The sequence below is a fragment of the Pseudomonas sp. GCM10022186 genome (genome assembly GCF_042656385.1).
Taxonomy (GTDB): Bacteria; Pseudomonadota; Gammaproteobacteria; order Pseudomonadales; family Pseudomonadaceae; genus Metapseudomonas.
Map to the genome: position 1 here is coordinate 41,777 of NZ_JBHSOU010000032.1, position 18,200 is coordinate 59,976.

The window sequence follows — 18,200 nt, forward strand, 5'->3', positions numbered from 1 at the left end:
GTCATTCCCGCCCGCGCGGGGAAGTCAGGTGACGCGGGTCGAGCGAATGATGCGCGGCACGGACTGCAGCAGCGGCTCAGCCTTCTTCAGGGCTTCCTGCAGGTGCTCCGCCTGCCAGTGCGCGGCCTCGTCGCCCGCTGTTTTCCAGACTTCGAACGAGCAGAACTCCAGAGCATCTTCCGTGGACTGGTAGTAGGCGTATTCGAGGCAACCTGGCTCTCCACGCGTCAGCGTGCTGAGTTCGCACAGCAGCTCCAGCATCTCGCTGACGGCCTCGGGCCTGACCGTGAATTGCGCCATCACATACAACGGAAAAGACATTGGAAATTTTCTCCGGAAAAAGCGAACGCCCCCGGCCGTGCGTGGCGGCGCGGGGGCGTTTGCAAGGGCCTCTATTAGCCGGCGAGTGCCTTCAGGACCAGCTCCGCGACCGGTGCGCCAGACGCAGGGTTCTGGCCAGTGATGACCCGTTGATCAGCCACAGCGAACGGCAGCCAGGGTTCGGCGGCCTTCTTGTAAATCGCCCCGCGTTTCACCATTTCGTCTTCGGTCAGGTAGGGCACGTACTTGTCCAGTTCCGCGAGCTTCTCTTCGGCATTGGAGAAACCCGTGACTTCCTTGCCCTTGATCAGCAACGAGCCGTCGGAAAGCTCAATGTTCAAAAGCCCGACTGCGCCGTGACAAACCGAGGAGACGATGCCGCCGTTCTCGTAGATGCGACGGCTCAGCGCCTGCAGTTCTTCATTGTCGGGGAAGTCCCAGACCACCCCGTGACCGCCGGCGTAGTAGATCACCGCGTAATCATCGGGGTTGACCTCGCTTGGCTTCATGGTAGAGCCCAGGCGATTCATGAAGTCCTTGTCCTGGTACCACTCCCAGTCAACCGCCTCAGCCATTGCCAGGCTGTGGGGGTCGATAGGCGTGTAACCGCCCTTCGGGCTGACGTAGTCGACCTGGTAGCCGGCTGCCTCGACCTTCTTCACGAAGTGAACGGCCTCACCCAGCCAAAGGCCTGTGGCCCGTGCAAGGTTTGGGTATTTGGGGAAACTGGTCAGCACCACCAGCATCTTCTTGCTCATGTCACACCTCATTGCTGCGTTGTGGAAGGACAGGCCCTGCCTCGTTCAGAGAGACCCATCCGTCAGGAAGCGGTACGGATCGGTTCGGCGTCAGGGAGTCTCGACCAAGCTGGTTCGACCAAGGGCGGCGAACCATGCGGCATTGTCCCAGTAGGCCTTCATCTGGCTGATCCGCTGGTGATCGTCGATCCGAACAATGAAAACGTGGGGCAAATGGAACTGCCGCCCCTTGTTACGGATACCAAAGGCATCACGGGACTGTGTGCCGCTGATGGTCACTTCGAGGATCGCGGTACGGCCGTCAGCACAGGGATAGGCTGCAGTGATCTCATTGGAGAGATCGGGAAACACTTCGATCAAGGCCGACCAGATCGAGCGCCCGGCCTCTTCTGCGAACCCCTCCAGCGCGATCGGGAGATAGTCGATCCGCCCCTCTGGGGCAAAGCAAGCCAACATCTGTGTCAGGTCGTGGACCCGATAACTGGCAAAAAAAAGTTGTGCGACCTCCAATGCAGACTTCACTTTTCCAGACCCCACTGCTTGTTCGGTTCGAGGAAACCGGGCGGCCGCACCGGTGAGTTGCCACCTTAGACGCCGGTCCGATTGCTCGGTAGACGCCGGATCAGAAATCACTATTTCAAAAATGGAACACCACGCGATGTATGACCTGAATGAACTCTATTACTTCATCCAAGTCGTCGATCATCAGGGGATCGGTGCCGCCAGCCGCGCATTGGGCGTAACCAAGTCGAAGCTGAGCCGTCATCTCGCGGCGCTGGAAGAGCGTCTCGGAGTGCGCTTGATCAACCGCTCCACGCGTCAGTTCTCAGTGACCGATCTCGGCACGGCCTACTACCAACACTGCTTGACGATGTTGGAGGGAGCACAGGCGGCTCAGGCCGTGATCGACAACAATCAGGCAGCGCCGCGTGGACTGGTACGCGTTGCCTGCCCCACCGCCCTGCTCAATTTCCTGGTGGCTGGCATGCTGGCTCGCTTCATGGACCGTTATCCGGAAATAGAGGTGCATCTGGAAAGCACAAATCGTCAGGTCGATCCGTTGCGCGAAGGGTTCGACATCGTGCTCCGAGTCGGCTTCCCGCCTTTCGAGGACAGCGGGCTGACCATGAAACGTCTGTCGGCAAGCCCGCAGGAACTGGTCGCCAGTCCTGGTTTGATCGAGCGTGTCGGCCCCGCTCGCAGCCTCGCGGACCTGGCTCGCTTTCCAAGCCTGGACATGGGACCCAGCGCGCGCCAATACGAGTGGAACATGGAAGACCGTGGCGGAATCCAGGCGACAGTGCGTCATACGCCACGCCTGGTCACCGACGACATGATCACCTTGCGCCGCGTCGCACTGGAGGGCGGCGGCATTGTTCAACTACCCAAGCTGGTGGTGTTCAAAGACATCCGCAACGGCGCACTGAAGCCCGTGCTGGACGATTGGAGACCGAAGGGCGGTATTGTCCATGCCCTCTTCCCCACGCGCCGCGGGATGCCCCATTCCGTCAGGACGCTGCTCAACTTCCTGGGAAACAGCTTTGAAGCACTCGACTTCGAAAACCTCTACGAAGGATATGTACTGCGTGGGGATGAGGATGCCTGCTTTCTAACTAACTCTCGGCTCTAGATAGCGTTGAACTTGGCGGGCGAATCCGGCCAAAAGCCTCTTTCCGGTCGGCCCCCCAACCTTACGTAGTAGTCCGCTTTTGGCCGATAGCTGCCTGTCATGGAGGCTGATATCGGCCAAAAGCTGCCGCTTACCAGTGGCTACTTGCGGCCGATTCGGACAGCGCCATCCGACCTTAAAGACTTCAGGCTGGACAACCTGTACCGAATCACCAATTCACTAAAAGAGCGTGATCTCCAGCCTTGTCGATCACACCAACGTGTTTTTTTCGCACGCTTGCTCGATATAAGTCCCTTGCTGCTAATCGTGGGATTCAAAGAGGTCACCCCAGCGGCGCTAACACAATACTGTTTCGCCATGCCTCGCATTCAGGGGGTACGCTTGAGATCTATCTTCATAGCATCAGCAAAGGCTTTGATCAGAGGGCTTCGCGGCGTGTTGTGACGCAATATCAGGCTGAAAGGGGTCTGGAGGCTGACAGCATCAGGGCGAATCGCCTTCAAACGCCCGTCCTTGACCAGCTGAGCCGCATACTGGCATGGCAGAAAACCGATAAACCTACCTGTGAGAATCAATATTGCAACAGCTTCGACCTGCGTGGCTGAAGTGCTGATGTTTTCGGAGTCGAAAAACTCTCTCTTGGCAGAGTGAATCGCATAGCGATGATTGACGAAGTTAAAGTCTTTTAAGTGTTCCGTGTCTATCTCTTCGGCTGGCCGATCAAACAACTCGTGACCAACGCCGCAATACAAATTTGATTGCTCTTGGTACATCTCAAAGTAATCAAATTCTTCTCGCTTTTGATAGACCGGCACGATGCCTGCCACGAACCTTCCCTCAAAAACTCCCCGCTCAACCTCATCCAATTGAGAGACACTTAGGCGTATTCTCACCCTGGGAGCCTCATCATTTATTAACTGAAGCGCAGGTATTAGCGGCGAAGTTGCATCAAATATCGTGTTGTCGATAGCGCCAATGCTGAGATCGCCTATTAACTCATTCTGTGCACAACTTATCCTGTCTCTAAAACTCTCAACCGAGTTGAACAGGTCAATGGACGCCTGATAGACCATCTGACCCTCGTCAGTCAGGCTGAAACCCTCACGGCCTCGACTGCAGAGGCGCATTCCGATGCGGATTTCAAGGTCAGAAATCTGTTTGCTGATAGCTGCCAGGCCAACATTAAGCTCGTTTTGTGCCGCACTGAAGCCGCCGGCTTCCACGACAGCCTTAAACACTTTCAGGAGTTTGAAGTCCTGGCCGCTTAGCGCCATGGGCGCTCTGATTCTTGTCTTGCTGGGCAGGTTTCCGGATGTGGAAAGTGAGGTTTCCATGATGATTATTTACCTCGCGATCGGTATTCAACAGGCTAGGTTCCACAACAAGAAATCAGCCGGCCCAATCATCATGAACACATACAACGGCTCTTTGCAACACACATCCAATCCGGGATTTCAGTCGCAACTGACTGAATTTTCTAAGTTTTATCCTGCCCAAAGAGACAGGAACTTCGCTCCACCCCCATCCTTCCCAAAGACAAGTTTACGTCAGTGACTTTCGAGCCTTCACGCGTGCGCTGAAATGCCCTTCGAAGTATTTGGGAACACCCGTTCTAAATCGAAAAATGCGAGGAAAAACAACAATGACTCAACCTACTGATCGCCTTTGGGGCGCCCGTTTCAAGAGTGGCCCGTCCGAAGCGCTCGCGGCCCTCTCGCGCTGCCCCGAACGCTACTTCCAACTGGCTCCATACGACCTCGCCGGATCCCGGGCGCATGCTCGCGAACTGCAACGCGCAGGGCTGCTGGACGAGCCTGAAACCCAGCGCATGCTGGCAGCGATCGACAGCATCGATGCAGACTTCCGCGCCGGCCGCATCAGCCCCACAAAGGACGACGAGGACGTGCATACCTTCCTCGAGCGCGTGCTGACCGAACGGCTGGGCGCTTTGGGCGGCAAGCTCCGTGCCGGTCGCTCTCGAAATGACCAAGCCTCCAACGACCTGCGCCTTTTCCTGCGTGACCATGCCCGCAAGTTGGCCGTACAGGTCCTGGACCTTCAGGATGCACTGGTGGAGCAGGCCGAACAGCATATCGAGACCATCTGCCCCGGCTTCACACACCTCCAGCAGGCCCAGCCCATCACCTTTGCCCACCAACTGCTGGCCCATTCGCAAGCCATGCTGCGCGATGTTCAGCGCCTGGCCGACTGGGACGCGCGCACCAGGCTGTCGCCGCTGGGCGCTGCTGCTATGGCCGGCTCGGCCATCGCCCGCCAACCCCAGCAGTCCGCTGTAGAGATGGGATTCACCGCCCCCTGTGAAAACTCCATCGATGCGGTGGCCAGCCGTGACCACGTCGCCGAGTTCCTGTTCGTGACCGCCATGCTGGGCATCAACATCTCCCGCCTGTCGGAGGAGTTCTGCCTGTGGTCCTCTCGCCAGTTCCGCTGGGTTGATCTGGATGACGCCTATGCGACCGGCAGTTCAATCATGCCGCAGAAGAAGAACCCCGATATTGCTGAACTGTCCCGCGGCAAGGCTGGCCGTCTGATTGGCAATCTGACCGGGCTGCTGTCCACGCTGAAATCCCTGCCGCTGTCCTACAACCGCGATCTTGCCGAAGACAAGAACGAGGTCCTGGACACCCTCGAAACCTTGGGTCTTGTCCTGCCCGCCATGGCCGGCATGGTCCGCACCATGCGCGTTCGTACGGACGAGATGCGTCGCCAGGCGCCGCTTGGCTTCACCTTGGCGACCGAGGTTGCCGATTGGCTGGCGGTACGAGGCGTGCCCTTCAAGGAAGCCCACGAGATCACCGGCGCACTGGTACGTGCCTGTGAGGAGCAAGACATCGAGCTGTGGGAAGCCAGTCCCGCAACCCTGGCAGATATCGATTCGCGTCTGACGGCGGATGTGCGTGACAGCCTGACCCTGGAGGCGGCCATTGCCGCGCGCAGTGGCTGGGGCGGGACGGCTCCGGAGCGCGTCCGAGAGCAGATCACCCGACTGCAGGCGGCCCTGGAACGCCAGCGCGAGTGGACTGCCAACTACTCCGGCCCGCGTACCTGAGCCTTGCCTGAACGAAGCGTGCCCTGATGAATGGCGCGCTTTCCAGATCGACCGATAAGCCGCAGCGCTTTCGCGCCGCCTTCGGAGCAACACCATGAGCCAATTACAAGCACAGCGCCTTGCCGCCGAGCGCAAGCAACTTGAAAACGAGTTCGACATCGCTCAGTACGAACATGTGCCGCGCCGTTACTACGGCCGCATGTTCTTCGCCACTCTGATCGTGGTCCTGCTGATCGGCCTCGGACACGCCTTCGCCAAAGGACAGATCGAGTGGTCCTACGTCGGCCAGTTCCTGACATCCGAAGCGATCCTCTTCGGCCTGCTGAACACCATCGTCATGTCCGTCCTGGCCATGGTCCTTGGGGTCATCTTCGGGGTCGTCACTGCGATCATGCGCATGTCGCACAACCCCATCCTTCAATACGTCGCCCTGGCCTATACCTGGCTGTTTCGCGGCACGCCGCTGATTCTGCAGCTGCTGCTGTGGTTCAACTTGGCTCTGATCTTCCCAGTCATCAGCATTCCGGGCCTCTTCGAGGTCGAGACCGTGACCTTGATGACGCCCTTCGTCGCGGCCCTTCTCGGCCTGAGCATCAACCAGGGGGCCTACACCGCCGAAGTGGTGCGTGCCGGCCTGCTGTCTGTCGACACGGGCCAGTATGAAGCGGCCAAGTCCATTGGCATGCCTCGCCTGCAGTCGCTCAAGCGAATCATCCTGCCCCAGGCCATGCGGATCATCATCCCGCCGGTAGGCAACGAGTTCATCGGCATGGTGAAGATGACCAGTCTTGCCAGCGTTATCCAGTACTCCGAGTTGCTGCACAACGCCCAGAACATCTACTACGCCAACGCGCGCGTTATGGAGCTGCTGATCGTCGCGGGTATCTGGTACCTCGCCGTCGTCACCGTCCTGTCGTTCGGCCAGAGCCGACTGGAACGCTACTTCGCCAAAGGCGCAGGCAAGCGCTCTTGATCGCCCACGTTGTGAGAGATATCCCCATGAGAAGCATCGTCAAGGCTGTCGGCCTGAACAAATACTACGGCGATTTCCACGCCCTCAAAGACATCAATCTGGAGATCGAGCAAGGCGAAGTCCTCTGCGTCATCGGTCCTTCCGGGTCGGGCAAGAGCACCTTCCTGCGCTGCATCAACCAGTTGGAGAAAGTCGATAGCGGCGGTCTCTGGGTAGACGGTGAACTGGTTGGCTATCGGATGGTAGGCCGCAAGCTCTACGAGTTGAACGAGACCCAGATCGCCCGCCAGCGTCTGGCCACCGGCATGGTCTTCCAGCGCTTCAACCTGTTCCCGCACATGACTGTGCTGGAGAACATCATCGAAGGCCCCTGCCAAGTGCTCAAACGCTCGCCCAAGGAAGCCACCGAAGCCGCCGTCGAACTGCTGGCCCGCGTGGGCCTGGCCGACAAGCGTAATCACTACCCCATCCAGCTTTCCGGCGGTCAACAGCAGCGTGTTGCCATCGCCCGGGCCCTGGCCATGCGGCCGAAGCTGATGTTGTTCGACGAACCCACCTCCGCACTCGACCCGGAACTGGTCGGTGAGGTGCTCTCGGTCATGCGTGACCTCGCCAAAAGCGGGATGACCATGGTCGTTGTGACCCACGAACTGGGTTTCGCCCGCGAGGTTTCCAACCGCGTGGTGTTCATGGATGGCGGCCAAGTCGTGGAAGCAGGAAGCCCCGAAGAAGTCCTGTTGACCCCACAAAACCCAAGAACCCAAAACTTCATTTCTGCCGTTCGCGCCTAGGCGCCAATAACAATCTCAAGAGAACGAACGTCCATGAAAAAGCTGATCCTCTCCTCTGTACTGATGGGCCTTGCCGTTTCCGCGCAGGCATCCGCAGAACTCCCGGCAGCCATCAAGGAAAAAGGCGAAATCGTTGCGGCGATCATGCCCAACTACCCACCCATGGATTTCAAGGACCCGGCCACCAACGAGCTCACCGGTCTCGATTACGAGCTGGGCAATGCATTGGCCGAGCGCCTGGGCGTGAAAATCAAATGGCAGGAAACCGCCTTCGAGCAGATGGTCAGCGCGCTGACCACCAAGCGTGTCGACATCATCCTCTCCGGCATGACCGACACCGTGGAGCGGCAGAAAGCGGTCACCTTCGTTAACTACTTCACCAGCGGCCCGCAGTTCTACACGCTGCAGAGTCGTACTGACGTCAATGAGAGTACCGACCTCTGCGGCAAGAAAGTGGGCACCAGCCGACGCACCACGTTCCCGGCTGACATCGCCGCTTGGAGCAAGGCCAATTGCGAAGCCGCAGGCAAGCCGGCCGTGATCGTGGTCGGCTCCGAAGGCAGCGCCGATGCCCGTGCCCAGCTTCGCCAGCGCCGCCTAGATGCGGCCATGCAAGGCAGCGAAACACTGCCATACATCATGTCCCTGGAGAAGGACACCTTCAAACCCGTGGGAACGCCGATCACCTCGCAGTTGACCGGCCTCGGAGTGAGCAATGCCAACCCCGAACTGGCCCAGGCCGTAGCGGCCGCTCTGCAGAGCATGATCGCCGATGGCAGTTATCAGGCCATCCTGAAGAAATGGGGCCTTGAGGAAGGCGCGATCGAGCGCGTGACCATCAACGGCAAATAACCCAGGAGCGCGCTCATGTCCCCCTCGACCACGCCCAATTGGCCCGGCAAAAGCCGGGCCTGCATGGCCCTGGCCTTCGACGTCGACGGCCCGACTGGCGATGCGATGCTCGACGGATCGATCTGGCGCAAGCCAGAGTACTTCGGCTTCGGCGCTTACGACCCTTATCGCGCTCTGCCACGAATCCTCGACCTGCTCGACGCTGTTCGCATCCCGGCAACATTCTTCGTGCCCGCATGGGTGGTGGAGAACTGGCCCCGTCAGTGCCAGGCGATCGTGGAGCGGGGACATGAGGTCGCCTACCACGGTTACAAACATGAATCTTTCTATGCGCTGGAACTGGAGGAGCAGCGCCAGGTAATGGAGAAGTGTCGGGAAGTCTTCTGGGAGGTTCTGGGTATCCGCGCTGAAGGATTCCGCACACCGTCCGGAGATTGGCACACCCATACACCCGGAATGCTGCTGGACGCTGGGGTGATCTACTCCAGCAGCATGCGCGGCGATGATCGCCCCTATCTGGTCAACGTCGCCGGACACTCCCGGCCGCTGGTGGAAATCCCGGGCCACTGGGAGCTCGACGACTATGCCTCCCTGGCTTACACCAAGGGGCCGAACTTCCCTTCCGGGCTGGACCGCACGGCCAGCTATGAACTGACCCTCGATAACTGGTGCCGCGAATTTGACGGCGCCATGGACGAAGGGTTGTGCCTGACCACCCTGTTCCATCCGAAGATTACCGGTAAGCCCGGCAGGCTCCTGCTTCTGGAGCGCCTCTTCGAGCATATGCGTAAACGTGACGATGTGTGGTTCGCCACCTGCCGCGATGTTGCGCACTGGACTCTGAAGGAGTCATGGCAATGACTGACCTGCCAATCTGGCCCACTCCCTATCGCTGCGCGGTGGTGGTAACCGTTGACTACAACGACACCCACGGCATTCTCACCCAGGCACCTGCGGTAGCTGGCCGCGACAAGACATTGTCCGTCTGGCGTTATGGCACCACTCGTGGCGTCGCCCGCCTGCTGGATACCCTGACGGACCTGAACGTACGCAGCTCCTGGTGCATTCCCGGCATAGTCGCCGAGGAGAATCCCGATCAGATCGATGCGATTGTCAAAGGCGGACACGAGATCGCCTGTGCCGGTTACCGGCACCAGGACTACGACTTGCTCAGCCTCGCTGAACAGGAGGCTGAACTGGATCGCGGCTGCAGCGTGCTGACCAGCCTCACCGGTCGCAAGCCACGTGGTTTCCGTCTACCCGCGGGCAATTGGGCACCTGGTTTTCCCGAGGCCATGCGCCGCCAAGGCATGCTCTGGTCGTCATCCCTGCGTGGCGATGACCTGCCCTTTACGCACTTGCAGCCGGCTGCCGGCGGCGCGCCATTGATCGAACTACCCCTTCACTACGAGCTGGAGGACGAACCCTATTTCGCCTTCAACCTCAGTCCGGCGGTACCCCCGGCGCAATCGCGCATTGCCTCCTACAGCCACACCCTGAAGAACATGCAGATGGACTTCGCCGGGTTCCACCGCTATGGCCTCTGCTACGTACTGCGCTTGCATCCCGAGATCATTGGCACCCCCGGCCGTATCGGGCTGCTGCGCGAACTTCTCGAAGGCATTCAGCAGCATCCGGATGTCTGGATCGCCACTGCAGAAGAGGTGGCGCAGTGGTGGACACAATCCGGCCCCGCACTACCCGACGATCATCCGACCGTTGTGTACGCCGGCCATACCACGGAGCATCAACTGTGACTGCACGCTTCCAAAAAATGGTCCGTTTCGTGGTCGAGACCCACTTCGACGACCTTCCCCCTTCTCTGGTCGAGAAAGCCAAACGGCACATTCTGGATACCTTCGGAGCGACCCTGGCGGGCGCCGATAGCGACATATTCAAAGCCTCCTACCAGCTTTGCGTACAGCACGAAGCGCCAGGCGATACCGTGCTGTGGGGCACCAACCATCGCGCCACTCCGCGCAATGCTGCCCTGTTGAATGGTATTGCCGCACACGCCCTAGAACTGGACGATGCCGGCGGCTGCGACCATTCCGGCGCGGTTGTTCTGCCCGCCGTGATGGCAGCGTTGCAGGCCAGTGGCAAGGCAATTTCCGGGAAGGAATTGCTGGTGGCCGTGGTCATCGGCTACGAAATCGGCCGGCGTGTGCTCGAAGCCTGCGGCAGCTACTCCGCGCACAACGGTGCAGGGTGGCACTCGACCGCCACTTGCGGTGTGTTCGGCGCCGCGGCGGCATGCGCACGCATATTCGGGCTGGACCAGGCGCAGACCCTCTCCGCACTGGGTATCGCTGGCAGTTTCAGTGGCGGCCTGTGGGCATTCATCCACGACGGCTCCCAGACCAAGAAGCTGCATACCGGCCGTGCGGCAGAGGGTGGTTTGCTCGCCGTCATGCTGGCGCAGCAAGGGATCACCGGACCGTCTTACCTCTTCGACGATGTATGGGGTGGGTTCCTCAAGACCCTGGCGGGAGACGACGCCGAGCCACAAGCCCTGGACGAAACCCTGGGTGAAATCTGGAAACTGGCGCGTTGCTCTATCAAACCCTATGCATCGTGCCGGGGCACCCATGCCGCAATCGATGCCGTGGGATTGCTGATGGAGAAGCTGGACATCACGCCGGACCAGGTAGCCGAAATCCGCGTGGAAATGTGCAGCTTCCTCAAGGACATGTGCGGCCATAACCGCATCGAGACGCTGGCCTCGGCGCAGATGAGTCTGCCGTATGCATTGGCGGCGAGGCTCACCTTTGGCCACGCAGGGCTGGATGCCTACGAAGACGAGTGCCGAGAGAATCCGGCAATTGCTTCCTGGTTCGAGCGCATCCACCTTGAGGTGAACCCGACACTGTCCGAAGACGGTGAGCCTATCGTCACCCTGCGTACTCACGACGGTCGCGAGGCCAGCCTGTGCGTTGAAGTGGCACTTGGTGCGCCCGCTAATCCCATTAGCGACGAGGCACTGCTGGACAAATTCTACAGCCTGGCGAACCGCGTGCTCCCACCTGCCAGGGTCGCTGAGTTGGCCAAGCTTCTCCTGACACTGGAAAACGTGTCCTCCACCGAACAGCTACCCGAGTTGCTCTCGGCCGCATAGCGCAACAGCACTCAAACAGTGGAACCAGAGTTTCCAGCGCGTGAAAACCGCGCCGGAGGGCCTTGTGCATGGACGCGTAAGGCGAATCTGCCCAGGAGCTTCGCTTGCAGTACGTATCGGCCGTCTGGCCAACAAGAAGTAATCGCCTAACCAATCACAAGAAAAGAAAGGACATTACCCAATGACGAACGCACGTAGCACCCTGAATGTCGCAGTACGGATCGGTTCCCTGGCAGCCCTCCTCGGGCTTTGCATGGCAGAGGTCAATGCCGCCTCGCTGGAAGTACCATCCAAGGTCAAGGAGCGTGGTTATCTGTTGGTGGGGATCGAATCTACCTACCCTCCCATGGCCTACAAGGACCCGGCAACCAATGAGCGGGTAGGTTTCAACGTCGACCTGGTCAATGCCCTCGGTAAAGAGATCGGCCTGCCGATCAAGTTCGAGGAAATGAGTTTCGAGCAGCTCATGGCCTCCGTGACCACCGGCCGCATCGATGTGATCGGCACCGCCATGAGCGACCTTCCTTCTCGGCGTGAGAAATTGACCTTCGTCAACTACCTGACCACTGGCGCGCAGATGTTCACCACGGCTGCCAATGCTCAATCCGCCTCCGACGTCACGAACTTCTGCGGCAAGAAGATCGGTACCCCGCGCTCCACGAGCTTCTACGGCGAGACCCAATCCTGGAGCGAGCGCGACTGCTCCGCTAACGGCAAGCCGGCTGCCGAGGTCATGGGGATTTCCGGTGCTACCGCGACCCGCGTCGACCTCAAGCAAGCTCGACTCGACGCAGCCGTGCTCGGCCCTGAGTACGTCAGTTACCTCATGAAGCAGGAACCCAACACCTACGTCCCCGTGGGCAGGCCCATCTCTCAACAACTCCTCGGTCTGGCCGTAGCCAAGGGCGACAACGAGATGCGTGATCTGATGGCCGACGCGTTGGAACAGCTCCTCAAAAATGGCGACTACCAACAGGCGCTCTCGAAGTACGGGCTGGAAAGCCAAGCCGTGTCGAAAGTGACCATCAATAGCGGCGAATGATTGCACCATTCCCTATCAGACAAGGAAACCCATCGTGAAGGTCGCGATATTTGAACAAACTGGAGGCCCGGAAGTCTTGACGTTCGTTGAGCGTCCAGATCCGAAGCCCGGTGCAGGCGAAGTGCTCATTGATGTGCACGCAACGGCACTCAATTACGCAGACCTGCTGCAGCGTCGCGGGACCTACGGCTTGGTGAGTGGAGACGCCGAAATCGTGCTGGGCCTGGAGGTTTCCGGCACCATCGCAGAGATCGGCCCCGAGGTAACAGGCTGGAGGGTCGGCGACCAGGTCTGCGCATTGCTCGCTGGTGGAGGTTATGCCGAACGTGCTGTGGTGCCTGCGACTCAGGTCATGCCGTGCCCCAAAGGACTGGATATGACCGAAGCGGCCGCGCTGCCGGAGGCTGTCTGCACCGTTTGGTCAAACGTGTATGACATCGGTCGGCTGAAGCGGGGGGAAGTTTTCCTGGTTCACGGCGGTGCTGGTGGCGTCGGCTCCCTCGCCATTCAGTTGGCTCGTCAGTGGGGTGCACGCGTGTTCACCACTGCCGGCTCGGCAACCAAACGCCAGCGTTGCACGGAGCTTGGGGCGGACCTGGTCATTGACTATCACTGCCAGGACTTCGAGGTTGTTGTTCGGCAAGCCACCGATGGCGCGGGTGTCGATGTAATCCTCGACAACATGGGGGCTGAATACCTAGGCCGCAACATCGATGCCCTGGGCCAGGATGGCCGCCTGGTGATCATTGGACTGCAAAGCGGGCGGGAAGCGCCTGTCCATCTCGGCAAGATGATGGGCAAGCGCGCGTCCCTGCATACGACATCCCTACGGGACCGTTCGTTGGCGGCCAAGCAAGTCATCGTCGCGGGCGTGCTTCGTGACGTGTGGCCGCATATTGAAGCCGGACGGGTCAAGCCGGTGATCGACGAGGTGTTTAGCTTCGAAGACATCGTTGAAGCCCATCGGCACATGGAAGCAGGCGGCCACATCGGGAAAATCGTGATTCGCATGTCCGGCCGATAAGCCGCACGCAATCACGTATGCATGGCCTCGTTTACGAGGCCATGCATTGAGTTAACTCCCACACCCGTGCCCGCAGAATGTCCAGGACAGACAGGATCTCTGTGACTACTTACTCGCTTGTCATTCGCCGCCTGATGGTGTGCTCGCTGATGATCGTTATCAGCCGGGCCATTACCAGTCCTTTGCTAGTGCTCTTCATCAGTACCCAACTTGGGCTTGAGCAGAAAGACGTTGGGCTCCTGGTGGGGATTGCCGCCTTTACCGGCACATTGCTTGGCCTGTATGGCGGTTATGTAGTGGACCGTTTTGAGAAACGCCGGCTGCTTATCCTAGCGATGCTTTCCAGTTCAATCGGGTTCCTTCTGCTGACCTTTGCCAGCAATCTGTATCTGGCAACGCTGACCTTGGTCATCACCGAATCAGCCGCAGCACTGTTCGTCATAGGCTCCAAGGCCATCCTTAGCGATAACCTTCCCATCGAGCAGCGGGCGAAAGCCTTCTCCTTCCGCTACACCCTGACCAACATCGGATACGCCACTGGCCCGATGCTTGGCGTAGTCCTTGCCGGCGCTCAACCCATGGCACCTTTCTGGACCGCTAGCGCCGTCGCCTTTCTAAGTGTTTTCCTAATGAGCGCAGTGCCGCCCAGCCAGCGTTCAGCGGCTGCCACTCAGACCCAGCCACCAAGCTTCCTGGCTGCGTTGGCCACGCTCAGAAACGACCGCACCCTGATCCTGTTCACCCTGGGTAGCCTGCTCAATGCTGTGGTCCATGGTCGATTCACTATCTATCTGTCGCAGTACCTGCTGGTTGGCTATCCATCCGAGGAAGCCATGCAGATTCTCTCTGCAGTACTGGCCTGCAACGCGATTACGGTGATTGTCCTGCAGTACCAGTTCGGCCGCCTGCTTAAGCGGGAGCACCTGGCGTTCTGGATGGGTATCGGCTCGGCGTTGTTCATCAGCGGTCTGCTGGGCTTCATGTACGCCGAGAACATGGTGAGCTGGTGCTTGGCGATGTTCGTTTTCACGCTTGGTGAAATGATCGTACTGCCTGCCGAATACCTTTTTATTGACACCATCGCGCCAGAGCATCTGCGTGGCAGCTACTACGGTGCCCAGAACCTGGCAGCCCTTGGTGGGGCACTCAGCCCTATTCTGTGCGGGTACCTCCTGACCTATGCCATACCCGCCAGCATGTTCCTTGCCTTGATGGGGCTTTCCGCATTGGGTGGTTTGCTCTGTTTCGAAACCGGAAGGCGAGTCCGCGCGAAGACTTGACCGACTTTTTTGGCAGTAACGCTTCGCGTCAGTTGGAGCACAAAGGCTACAAAATGAATAACAACCAAGAATTCCGATTCATCAATGGGGCCCCTAAGCGGTTGCTACTGGTTATCGAGCCGCTTTCCAGCGAGTTCTGGATCGAAAGCCATGCCTCGGTGAGGATTCTCGTAGAAGGGGACGATGTACCTGCGACCTTCGATGTTGAGTACCTGGCAGGCGGTATGGTGGTTTACACCTCCGAAGGAAGCCAGGTGCAGGTTTTCAAAAATGGTCGCCACCTGCCCCAAGGAAAACGCTCTAAACGAATGGTTTCGAGGTTAATTCGTAGTTGATGCCTGAATCTACTTTCGCCGAGGCACCCGATCTGGACCGTTTTTCGTATAGTCGCAGAAGAAATTCCAGATGCTTGAAAGCCTCACATAACGTGACCCGATGGCGGTCGAACTGCTCTGGAAGGGGATGCCAAGGACCTGCTGCACAACGAGCAGGTACAAGGGGCCTATCTGGGCGAATGAGGCGGATCTCAACTGCGTCCTGCAAACAGATTCAGCTTTGATTCCCACGTGAGGGCTTGGTGAGGCGCACTTTGTGTCGGCTCGCTCCTCGCAGGTCCTCATTTTGCCCCAGCAATGCTGGGGCACTTTTTTGGTGGCGTTGTCGCCAAACACCACAAGCCACAAGCTGACTGGTGATCTCTTTAGCAAAAGCCGTGTACCAGTCGAGGCACCAAAAGTGCCTCGATTCCCTGTCTGAGGACATTGATGAATCAACGGCCGGGTCCTAATGAATTCCTGCCCCCAGCGACAGAACGTTTGAAATCCTCTTCGTCAATTGGCAGCTTTTGGCCCAGGCTGTGTAAAAACGCAGCGAGTGATGGATAGCTGGACATTGCATGGTTTTAGCAGCGTCCAGCGGCCTCGTGGTTGCTTGGCGTGTCCATCCGAGGCATTCAGGTGATTCGGGCAAGTGCGACTTGCACGATGCTGTGCGACGAGTTCAGTGGGCAGCAAACGGGATTTCAGGCCTTCATTGCCGCCATCAGCGCACTATTGCCCATCAGGTTCAACGCCCGTTTGAAGTTGTAGCCGAGCACATGCAGGCTCATTTCCGTACTCACCCGTTCGAGCGTCTTGGTGAGGAAATGGGTGGCGCCCATCCAGGCCTTCAACGTGCCGAACGGATGCTCCATCGTCTGGCGGCGGATGCGCATCATCTCCGGTGCCTGATCCAGGCGGGACTGCATCGCGTCGAGCACCGACTCATGTTCCCAGCGACTCACCCGACGCTCTGAACTGGGTGTGCAGTGCTCCTTCAACGCACACCCTTGGCAGTTCGAACTCCAGTAATGGTGCATCTTCAGCCCTTTCTCGACGCTTGAGTAGCGCCAGGTCAGGCTTTGCCCTGCCGGGCAGCGGTACTCGTTCTTGGCTCCGTCATAGATGAAGTCACCTTTGCCAAAGCGGCCAGCCGCTGTTGCTCCCGAAGTCAGTGTCTTGGGCACGAAAGCGGTGATGCCAGCTTCGTGGCAGGCGAGGATTTCCTCGCTCTTGAAATAGCCCCGGTCGGCGACCACTGAGAGTTCCTCGACGCCCATGGCTTCCCGCGCCTGCGTGGCCATGGCACTCAGTTGGTCACGGTCAACGCCGTCGTTGGTGACTTCGTGCGTCACGATCAGATGATGCTTCGTATCGACTGCCGCCTGCACGTTGTAGCCAACCATTCCGCTGCCGCGCGTCTTCATCGAACGGGCATCGGGATCGGTCAGGGAGATCTGCTTGTCTGGGGTGGCCTCAAGCTGGGTCTCGATGGCCTGGAGTTCCTGCATCTTGGCTTTCAGCGCCGCGATCTTGCTGTGCAGGCGTTCGGCCTTGGCCTTTGCCACCGCCGGCTCCTGGCGGTCGGCAGTGTCGAGCGCGGTGAGGTAGCGGCTGATGCTGGACTCGATCTCCGCCATCCGCCGTTGCAGCTTGGCACTGGTGAAGTTGCGGTCGCGATTATTGACCGCCTTGAACTTGCTGCCGTCGATGGCCACCAACGCCTCGGCGAACAAACCGAGCTGCTGGCACAGCACCACGAACTGCCGGCAGACCCGACGAATCGCCGTGCCGTTGTCCTTGCGGAAGTTGGCGATGGTCTTGAAGTCCGGCATCAGGCGGCCGGTGAGCCACATCAGCTCGACATTGCGTTGCGCCTCGCGCTCGAGGCGGCGACTGGACTGGATGCGGTTGAGGTAGCCGTAAATGTAGATCTTCAGCAGAACAGCAGGATGGTAAGCAGGCCGACCAGTTTCCGCCGGGACCACGCCGTCGAAACCTAGTCGGCCAAGGTCAAGTTCATCGACGAATACATCGACCACTCGCACCGGATTGGTGTCCGCCACGTAGTCATCCAGGCTCTCGGGCAGCAGTGTGCTTTGGCCTCGACACTCACCCTGGATGAAACGCTTCATGGACCGCCCCCGCTATGAAACTCGTCGGCAGCATAGCAAGGGCGCTGGCCACGTTTTTACACGGTCTGGGCCGATAGCCGCCGGTGAAGAACGGCTGCTATCGGCTGTGAATTCAATCGGTCGACGCAACACCTGCTGAATGCTTTAGCCAATCTGTTGCGTCGACCGATTGAATCCGCAACTGTAAGCAGCCATTGGTGAGTCACTAGCTTCAACTTGCTGGCAGGGCCGTTGCGCCCCCAAAAAAGAGCCGCCAAAGCGGCGGCTGAAGGGGCTGGTTCGGGGTTCTTGCCGAGCAGAGGAGATGACCTTTTCCTCTAACGTGGTCTGACGCGGACTGAGCAGACGCAGGTCGTCATCGGCCCAATGCCGGTTGTCTTCAGGCGTCTGGACCTGAAAGTCCGTTTTAAACCAGCGCATGCCGTGGTATTCGCTCACCCCTATCTCCTCTGCGTTCGACGTCTCACCCGTAATGGTTCTGCCCCCTGCCTCCACGCGCTGGCTCAGGTCGTTCGCCCCTGAAACTTCGCGTTACACGACGCTCGCGATTGATGGCGCAGCAATATTGAAATGACTCTACCTTGCCCCTATGTCGTTCGGGTAGAGCGTGGGGCTCTGCAAGGGAGCGGCACCCGCTGCCGTAGCCGCAAAGAGGGATGGCTAATGGCTACCAACACTGGCGAGGGTTACCGGAAGGGCTCGGTCAAAGACCGCACCCAGACCTACAACCCTCAGAGCGACACCTACGTGAAGCGCGACACCGATACCGGCCGCTTTATGGACGTGAAATCCGATGGCACGCCGTTTAAGGGCGTGGCTCAGGAGCGAGACGGACGCCGTAAGTAGGGTCCGGCAGGAAGAGCCTTGGGGCTCTTCCTGTTTGTTCGAGCGC

Annotated in this window: 19 protein-coding genes; 13 read left to right on the forward strand and 6 right to left on the reverse strand. The window is 59.1% G+C overall.

The features are described 5' to 3' along the window. Nucleotides 1–24 precede the first annotated feature (24 nt). From ACFPU0_RS14330 to ACFPU0_RS14340, 3 genes are all read right to left on the reverse strand, one after another. Entirely contained in the window at nt 25–321 is a 297-nt protein-coding gene (locus ACFPU0_RS14330) for a putative quinol monooxygenase (RefSeq protein ID WP_377693752.1), read from the reverse strand. Nucleotides 322–395: 74 nt separating this feature from the next. Further along, a complete protein-coding gene (locus ACFPU0_RS14335) occupies nt 396–1,079 on the reverse strand; it encodes a type 1 glutamine amidotransferase domain-containing protein (RefSeq protein ID WP_280365100.1) in 684 nt (227 codons plus the stop codon). 90 nt (nt 1,080–1,169) lie between these two features. Further along, a complete protein-coding gene (locus ACFPU0_RS14340) occupies nt 1,170–1,601 on the reverse strand; it encodes a nuclear transport factor 2 family protein (protein ID WP_377693753.1) in 432 nt (143 codons plus the stop codon). A 136-nt stretch (nt 1,602–1,737) separates the two neighbouring features. On the opposite strand from ACFPU0_RS14340, the gene ACFPU0_RS14345 reads away from it, so the two are divergent. After that, on the forward strand, nt 1,738–2,709 hold the full coding sequence (locus ACFPU0_RS14345; RefSeq protein ID WP_377693754.1) for a LysR substrate-binding domain-containing protein: 972 nt from the start codon (nt 1,738–1,740) through the stop codon (nt 2,707–2,709). 368 nt (nt 2,710–3,077) lie between these two features. On the opposite strand, the gene ACFPU0_RS14350 is transcribed toward ACFPU0_RS14345, so the two are convergent. Next, nucleotides 3,078–4,043: a LysR family transcriptional regulator gene (locus ACFPU0_RS14350; RefSeq protein ID WP_377693755.1), complete on the reverse strand. Its 966-nt coding sequence runs from the start codon at nt 4,041–4,043 to the stop codon at nt 3,078–3,080. A gap of 308 nt (nt 4,044–4,351) precedes the next feature. Between ACFPU0_RS14350 and argH the strand changes: the two genes are divergently transcribed. The 11 genes from argH to ACFPU0_RS14405 all read left to right on the forward strand — a co-directional run bounded on the left by argH (nt 4,352) and on the right by ACFPU0_RS14405 (nt 15,191). Further along, entirely contained in the window at nt 4,352–5,779 is a 1,428-nt protein-coding gene (gene argH / locus ACFPU0_RS14355) for an argininosuccinate lyase (protein WP_377693756.1), read from the forward strand. A gap of 94 nt (nt 5,780–5,873) precedes the next feature. Further along, nucleotides 5,874–6,752: an amino acid ABC transporter permease gene (locus ACFPU0_RS14360; protein WP_377693757.1), complete on the forward strand. Its 879-nt coding sequence runs from the start codon at nt 5,874–5,876 to the stop codon at nt 6,750–6,752. A 26-nt stretch (nt 6,753–6,778) separates the two neighbouring features. Next, nucleotides 6,779–7,543, forward strand: coding sequence for an amino acid ABC transporter ATP-binding protein (locus ACFPU0_RS14365; protein WP_377693803.1), 765 nt, complete (start codon nt 6,779–6,781; stop codon nt 7,541–7,543). A gap of 33 nt (nt 7,544–7,576) precedes the next feature. Continuing rightward, nucleotides 7,577–8,395, forward strand: coding sequence for an ABC transporter substrate-binding protein (locus tag ACFPU0_RS14370; protein ID WP_377693758.1), 819 nt, complete (start codon nt 7,577–7,579; stop codon nt 8,393–8,395). Between the two features lie 15 nt (nt 8,396–8,410). After that, nucleotides 8,411–9,256: a polysaccharide deacetylase family protein gene (locus ACFPU0_RS14375; protein ID WP_377693759.1), complete on the forward strand. Its 846-nt coding sequence runs from the start codon at nt 8,411–8,413 to the stop codon at nt 9,254–9,256. Further along, the gene (locus ACFPU0_RS14380) at nt 9,253–10,152 is read left to right on the forward strand and encodes a polysaccharide deacetylase family protein (RefSeq protein ID WP_377693760.1); all 900 of its coding nucleotides are present in this window, start codon (nt 9,253–9,255) and stop codon (nt 10,150–10,152) included. Before ACFPU0_RS14375 ends, ACFPU0_RS14380 begins: the two co-directional genes overlap by 4 nt. Beyond that, on the forward strand, nt 10,149–11,510 hold the full coding sequence (locus ACFPU0_RS14385) for an MmgE/PrpD family protein (protein ID WP_377693761.1): 1,362 nt from the start codon (nt 10,149–10,151) through the stop codon (nt 11,508–11,510). The genes ACFPU0_RS14380 and ACFPU0_RS14385 overlap by 4 nt, the downstream gene beginning before the upstream one ends. 181 nt (nt 11,511–11,691) lie before the next feature. Next, nucleotides 11,692–12,552 (forward strand): transporter substrate-binding domain-containing protein, encoded by an 861-nt coding sequence (locus tag ACFPU0_RS14390; protein WP_377693762.1) that lies wholly within the window; start codon nt 11,692–11,694, stop codon nt 12,550–12,552. A gap of 34 nt (nt 12,553–12,586) precedes the next feature. Further along, nucleotides 12,587–13,576, forward strand: a complete 990-nt coding sequence (locus ACFPU0_RS14395; protein WP_377693763.1) for an NAD(P)H-quinone oxidoreductase — start codon at nt 12,587–12,589, stop codon at nt 13,574–13,576. A gap of 101 nt (nt 13,577–13,677) precedes the next feature. Further along, nucleotides 13,678–14,856 carry an MFS transporter gene (locus tag ACFPU0_RS14400; RefSeq protein WP_377693764.1) on the forward strand — a complete coding sequence of 393 codons (1,179 nt, stop codon included), beginning with the start codon at nt 13,678–13,680 and terminating at the stop codon, nt 14,854–14,856. 53 nt (nt 14,857–14,909) lie between these two features. Continuing rightward, nucleotides 14,910–15,191, forward strand: a complete 282-nt coding sequence (locus tag ACFPU0_RS14405) for a hypothetical protein (protein ID WP_377693765.1) — start codon at nt 14,910–14,912, stop codon at nt 15,189–15,191. A gap of 686 nt (nt 15,192–15,877) precedes the next feature. On the opposite strand, the gene ACFPU0_RS14410 is transcribed toward ACFPU0_RS14405, so the two are convergent. Next, entirely contained in the window at nt 15,878–17,308 is a 1,431-nt protein-coding gene (locus tag ACFPU0_RS14410) for an IS1182 family transposase (RefSeq protein ID WP_377693766.1), read from the reverse strand. 144 nt (nt 17,309–17,452) lie between these two features. Continuing rightward, complete coding sequence (locus ACFPU0_RS14415) at nt 17,453–17,746, reverse strand: hypothetical protein (RefSeq protein ID WP_377693804.1); 294 nt, start codon at nt 17,744–17,746, stop codon at nt 17,453–17,455. A 225-nt stretch (nt 17,747–17,971) separates the two neighbouring features. On the opposite strand from ACFPU0_RS14415, the gene ACFPU0_RS14420 reads away from it, so the two are divergent. After that, nucleotides 17,972–18,154 carry a hypothetical protein gene (locus tag ACFPU0_RS14420; RefSeq protein WP_377693767.1) on the forward strand — a complete coding sequence of 61 codons (183 nt, stop codon included), beginning with the start codon at nt 17,972–17,974 and terminating at the stop codon, nt 18,152–18,154. Nucleotides 18,155–18,200: the final 46 nt, after the last annotated feature.

What these genes read in the sequence shown, in the direction of transcription:
- ACFPU0_RS14330 (WP_377693752.1), bottom strand. Translation starts at nt 321, where the DNA reads ATGTCTTTTCCGTTGTATGTGATGGCGCAATTCACGGTCAGGCCCGAG.
- ACFPU0_RS14335 (WP_280365100.1), bottom strand. Translation starts at nt 1,079, where the DNA reads ATGAGCAAGAAGATGCTGGTGGTGCTGACCAGTTTCCCCAAATACCCA.
- ACFPU0_RS14345 (WP_377693754.1), top strand. Translation starts at nt 1,738, where the DNA reads ATGTATGACCTGAATGAACTCTATTACTTCATCCAAGTCGTCGATCAT.
- ACFPU0_RS14350 (WP_377693755.1), bottom strand. Translation starts at nt 4,043, where the DNA reads ATGGAAACCTCACTTTCCACATCCGGAAACCTGCCCAGCAAGACAAGA.
- argH (WP_377693756.1), top strand. Translation starts at nt 4,352, where the DNA reads ATGACTCAACCTACTGATCGCCTTTGGGGCGCCCGTTTCAAGAGTGGC.
- ACFPU0_RS14360 (WP_377693757.1), top strand. Translation starts at nt 5,874, where the DNA reads ATGAGCCAATTACAAGCACAGCGCCTTGCCGCCGAGCGCAAGCAACTT.
- ACFPU0_RS14365 (WP_377693803.1), top strand. Translation starts at nt 6,779, where the DNA reads ATGAGAAGCATCGTCAAGGCTGTCGGCCTGAACAAATACTACGGCGAT.
- ACFPU0_RS14370 (WP_377693758.1), top strand. Translation starts at nt 7,577, where the DNA reads ATGAAAAAGCTGATCCTCTCCTCTGTACTGATGGGCCTTGCCGTTTCC.
- ACFPU0_RS14375 (WP_377693759.1), top strand. Translation starts at nt 8,411, where the DNA reads ATGTCCCCCTCGACCACGCCCAATTGGCCCGGCAAAAGCCGGGCCTGC.
- ACFPU0_RS14380 (WP_377693760.1), top strand. Translation starts at nt 9,253, where the DNA reads ATGACTGACCTGCCAATCTGGCCCACTCCCTATCGCTGCGCGGTGGTG.
- ACFPU0_RS14390 (WP_377693762.1), top strand. Translation starts at nt 11,692, where the DNA reads ATGACGAACGCACGTAGCACCCTGAATGTCGCAGTACGGATCGGTTCC.
- ACFPU0_RS14405 (WP_377693765.1), top strand. Translation starts at nt 14,910, where the DNA reads ATGAATAACAACCAAGAATTCCGATTCATCAATGGGGCCCCTAAGCGG.
- ACFPU0_RS14410 (WP_377693766.1), bottom strand. Translation starts at nt 17,308, where the DNA reads ATGAAGCGTTTCATCCAGGGTGAGTGTCGAGGCCAAAGCACACTGCTG.
- ACFPU0_RS14420 (WP_377693767.1), top strand. Translation starts at nt 17,972, where the DNA reads ATGGCTACCAACACTGGCGAGGGTTACCGGAAGGGCTCGGTCAAAGAC.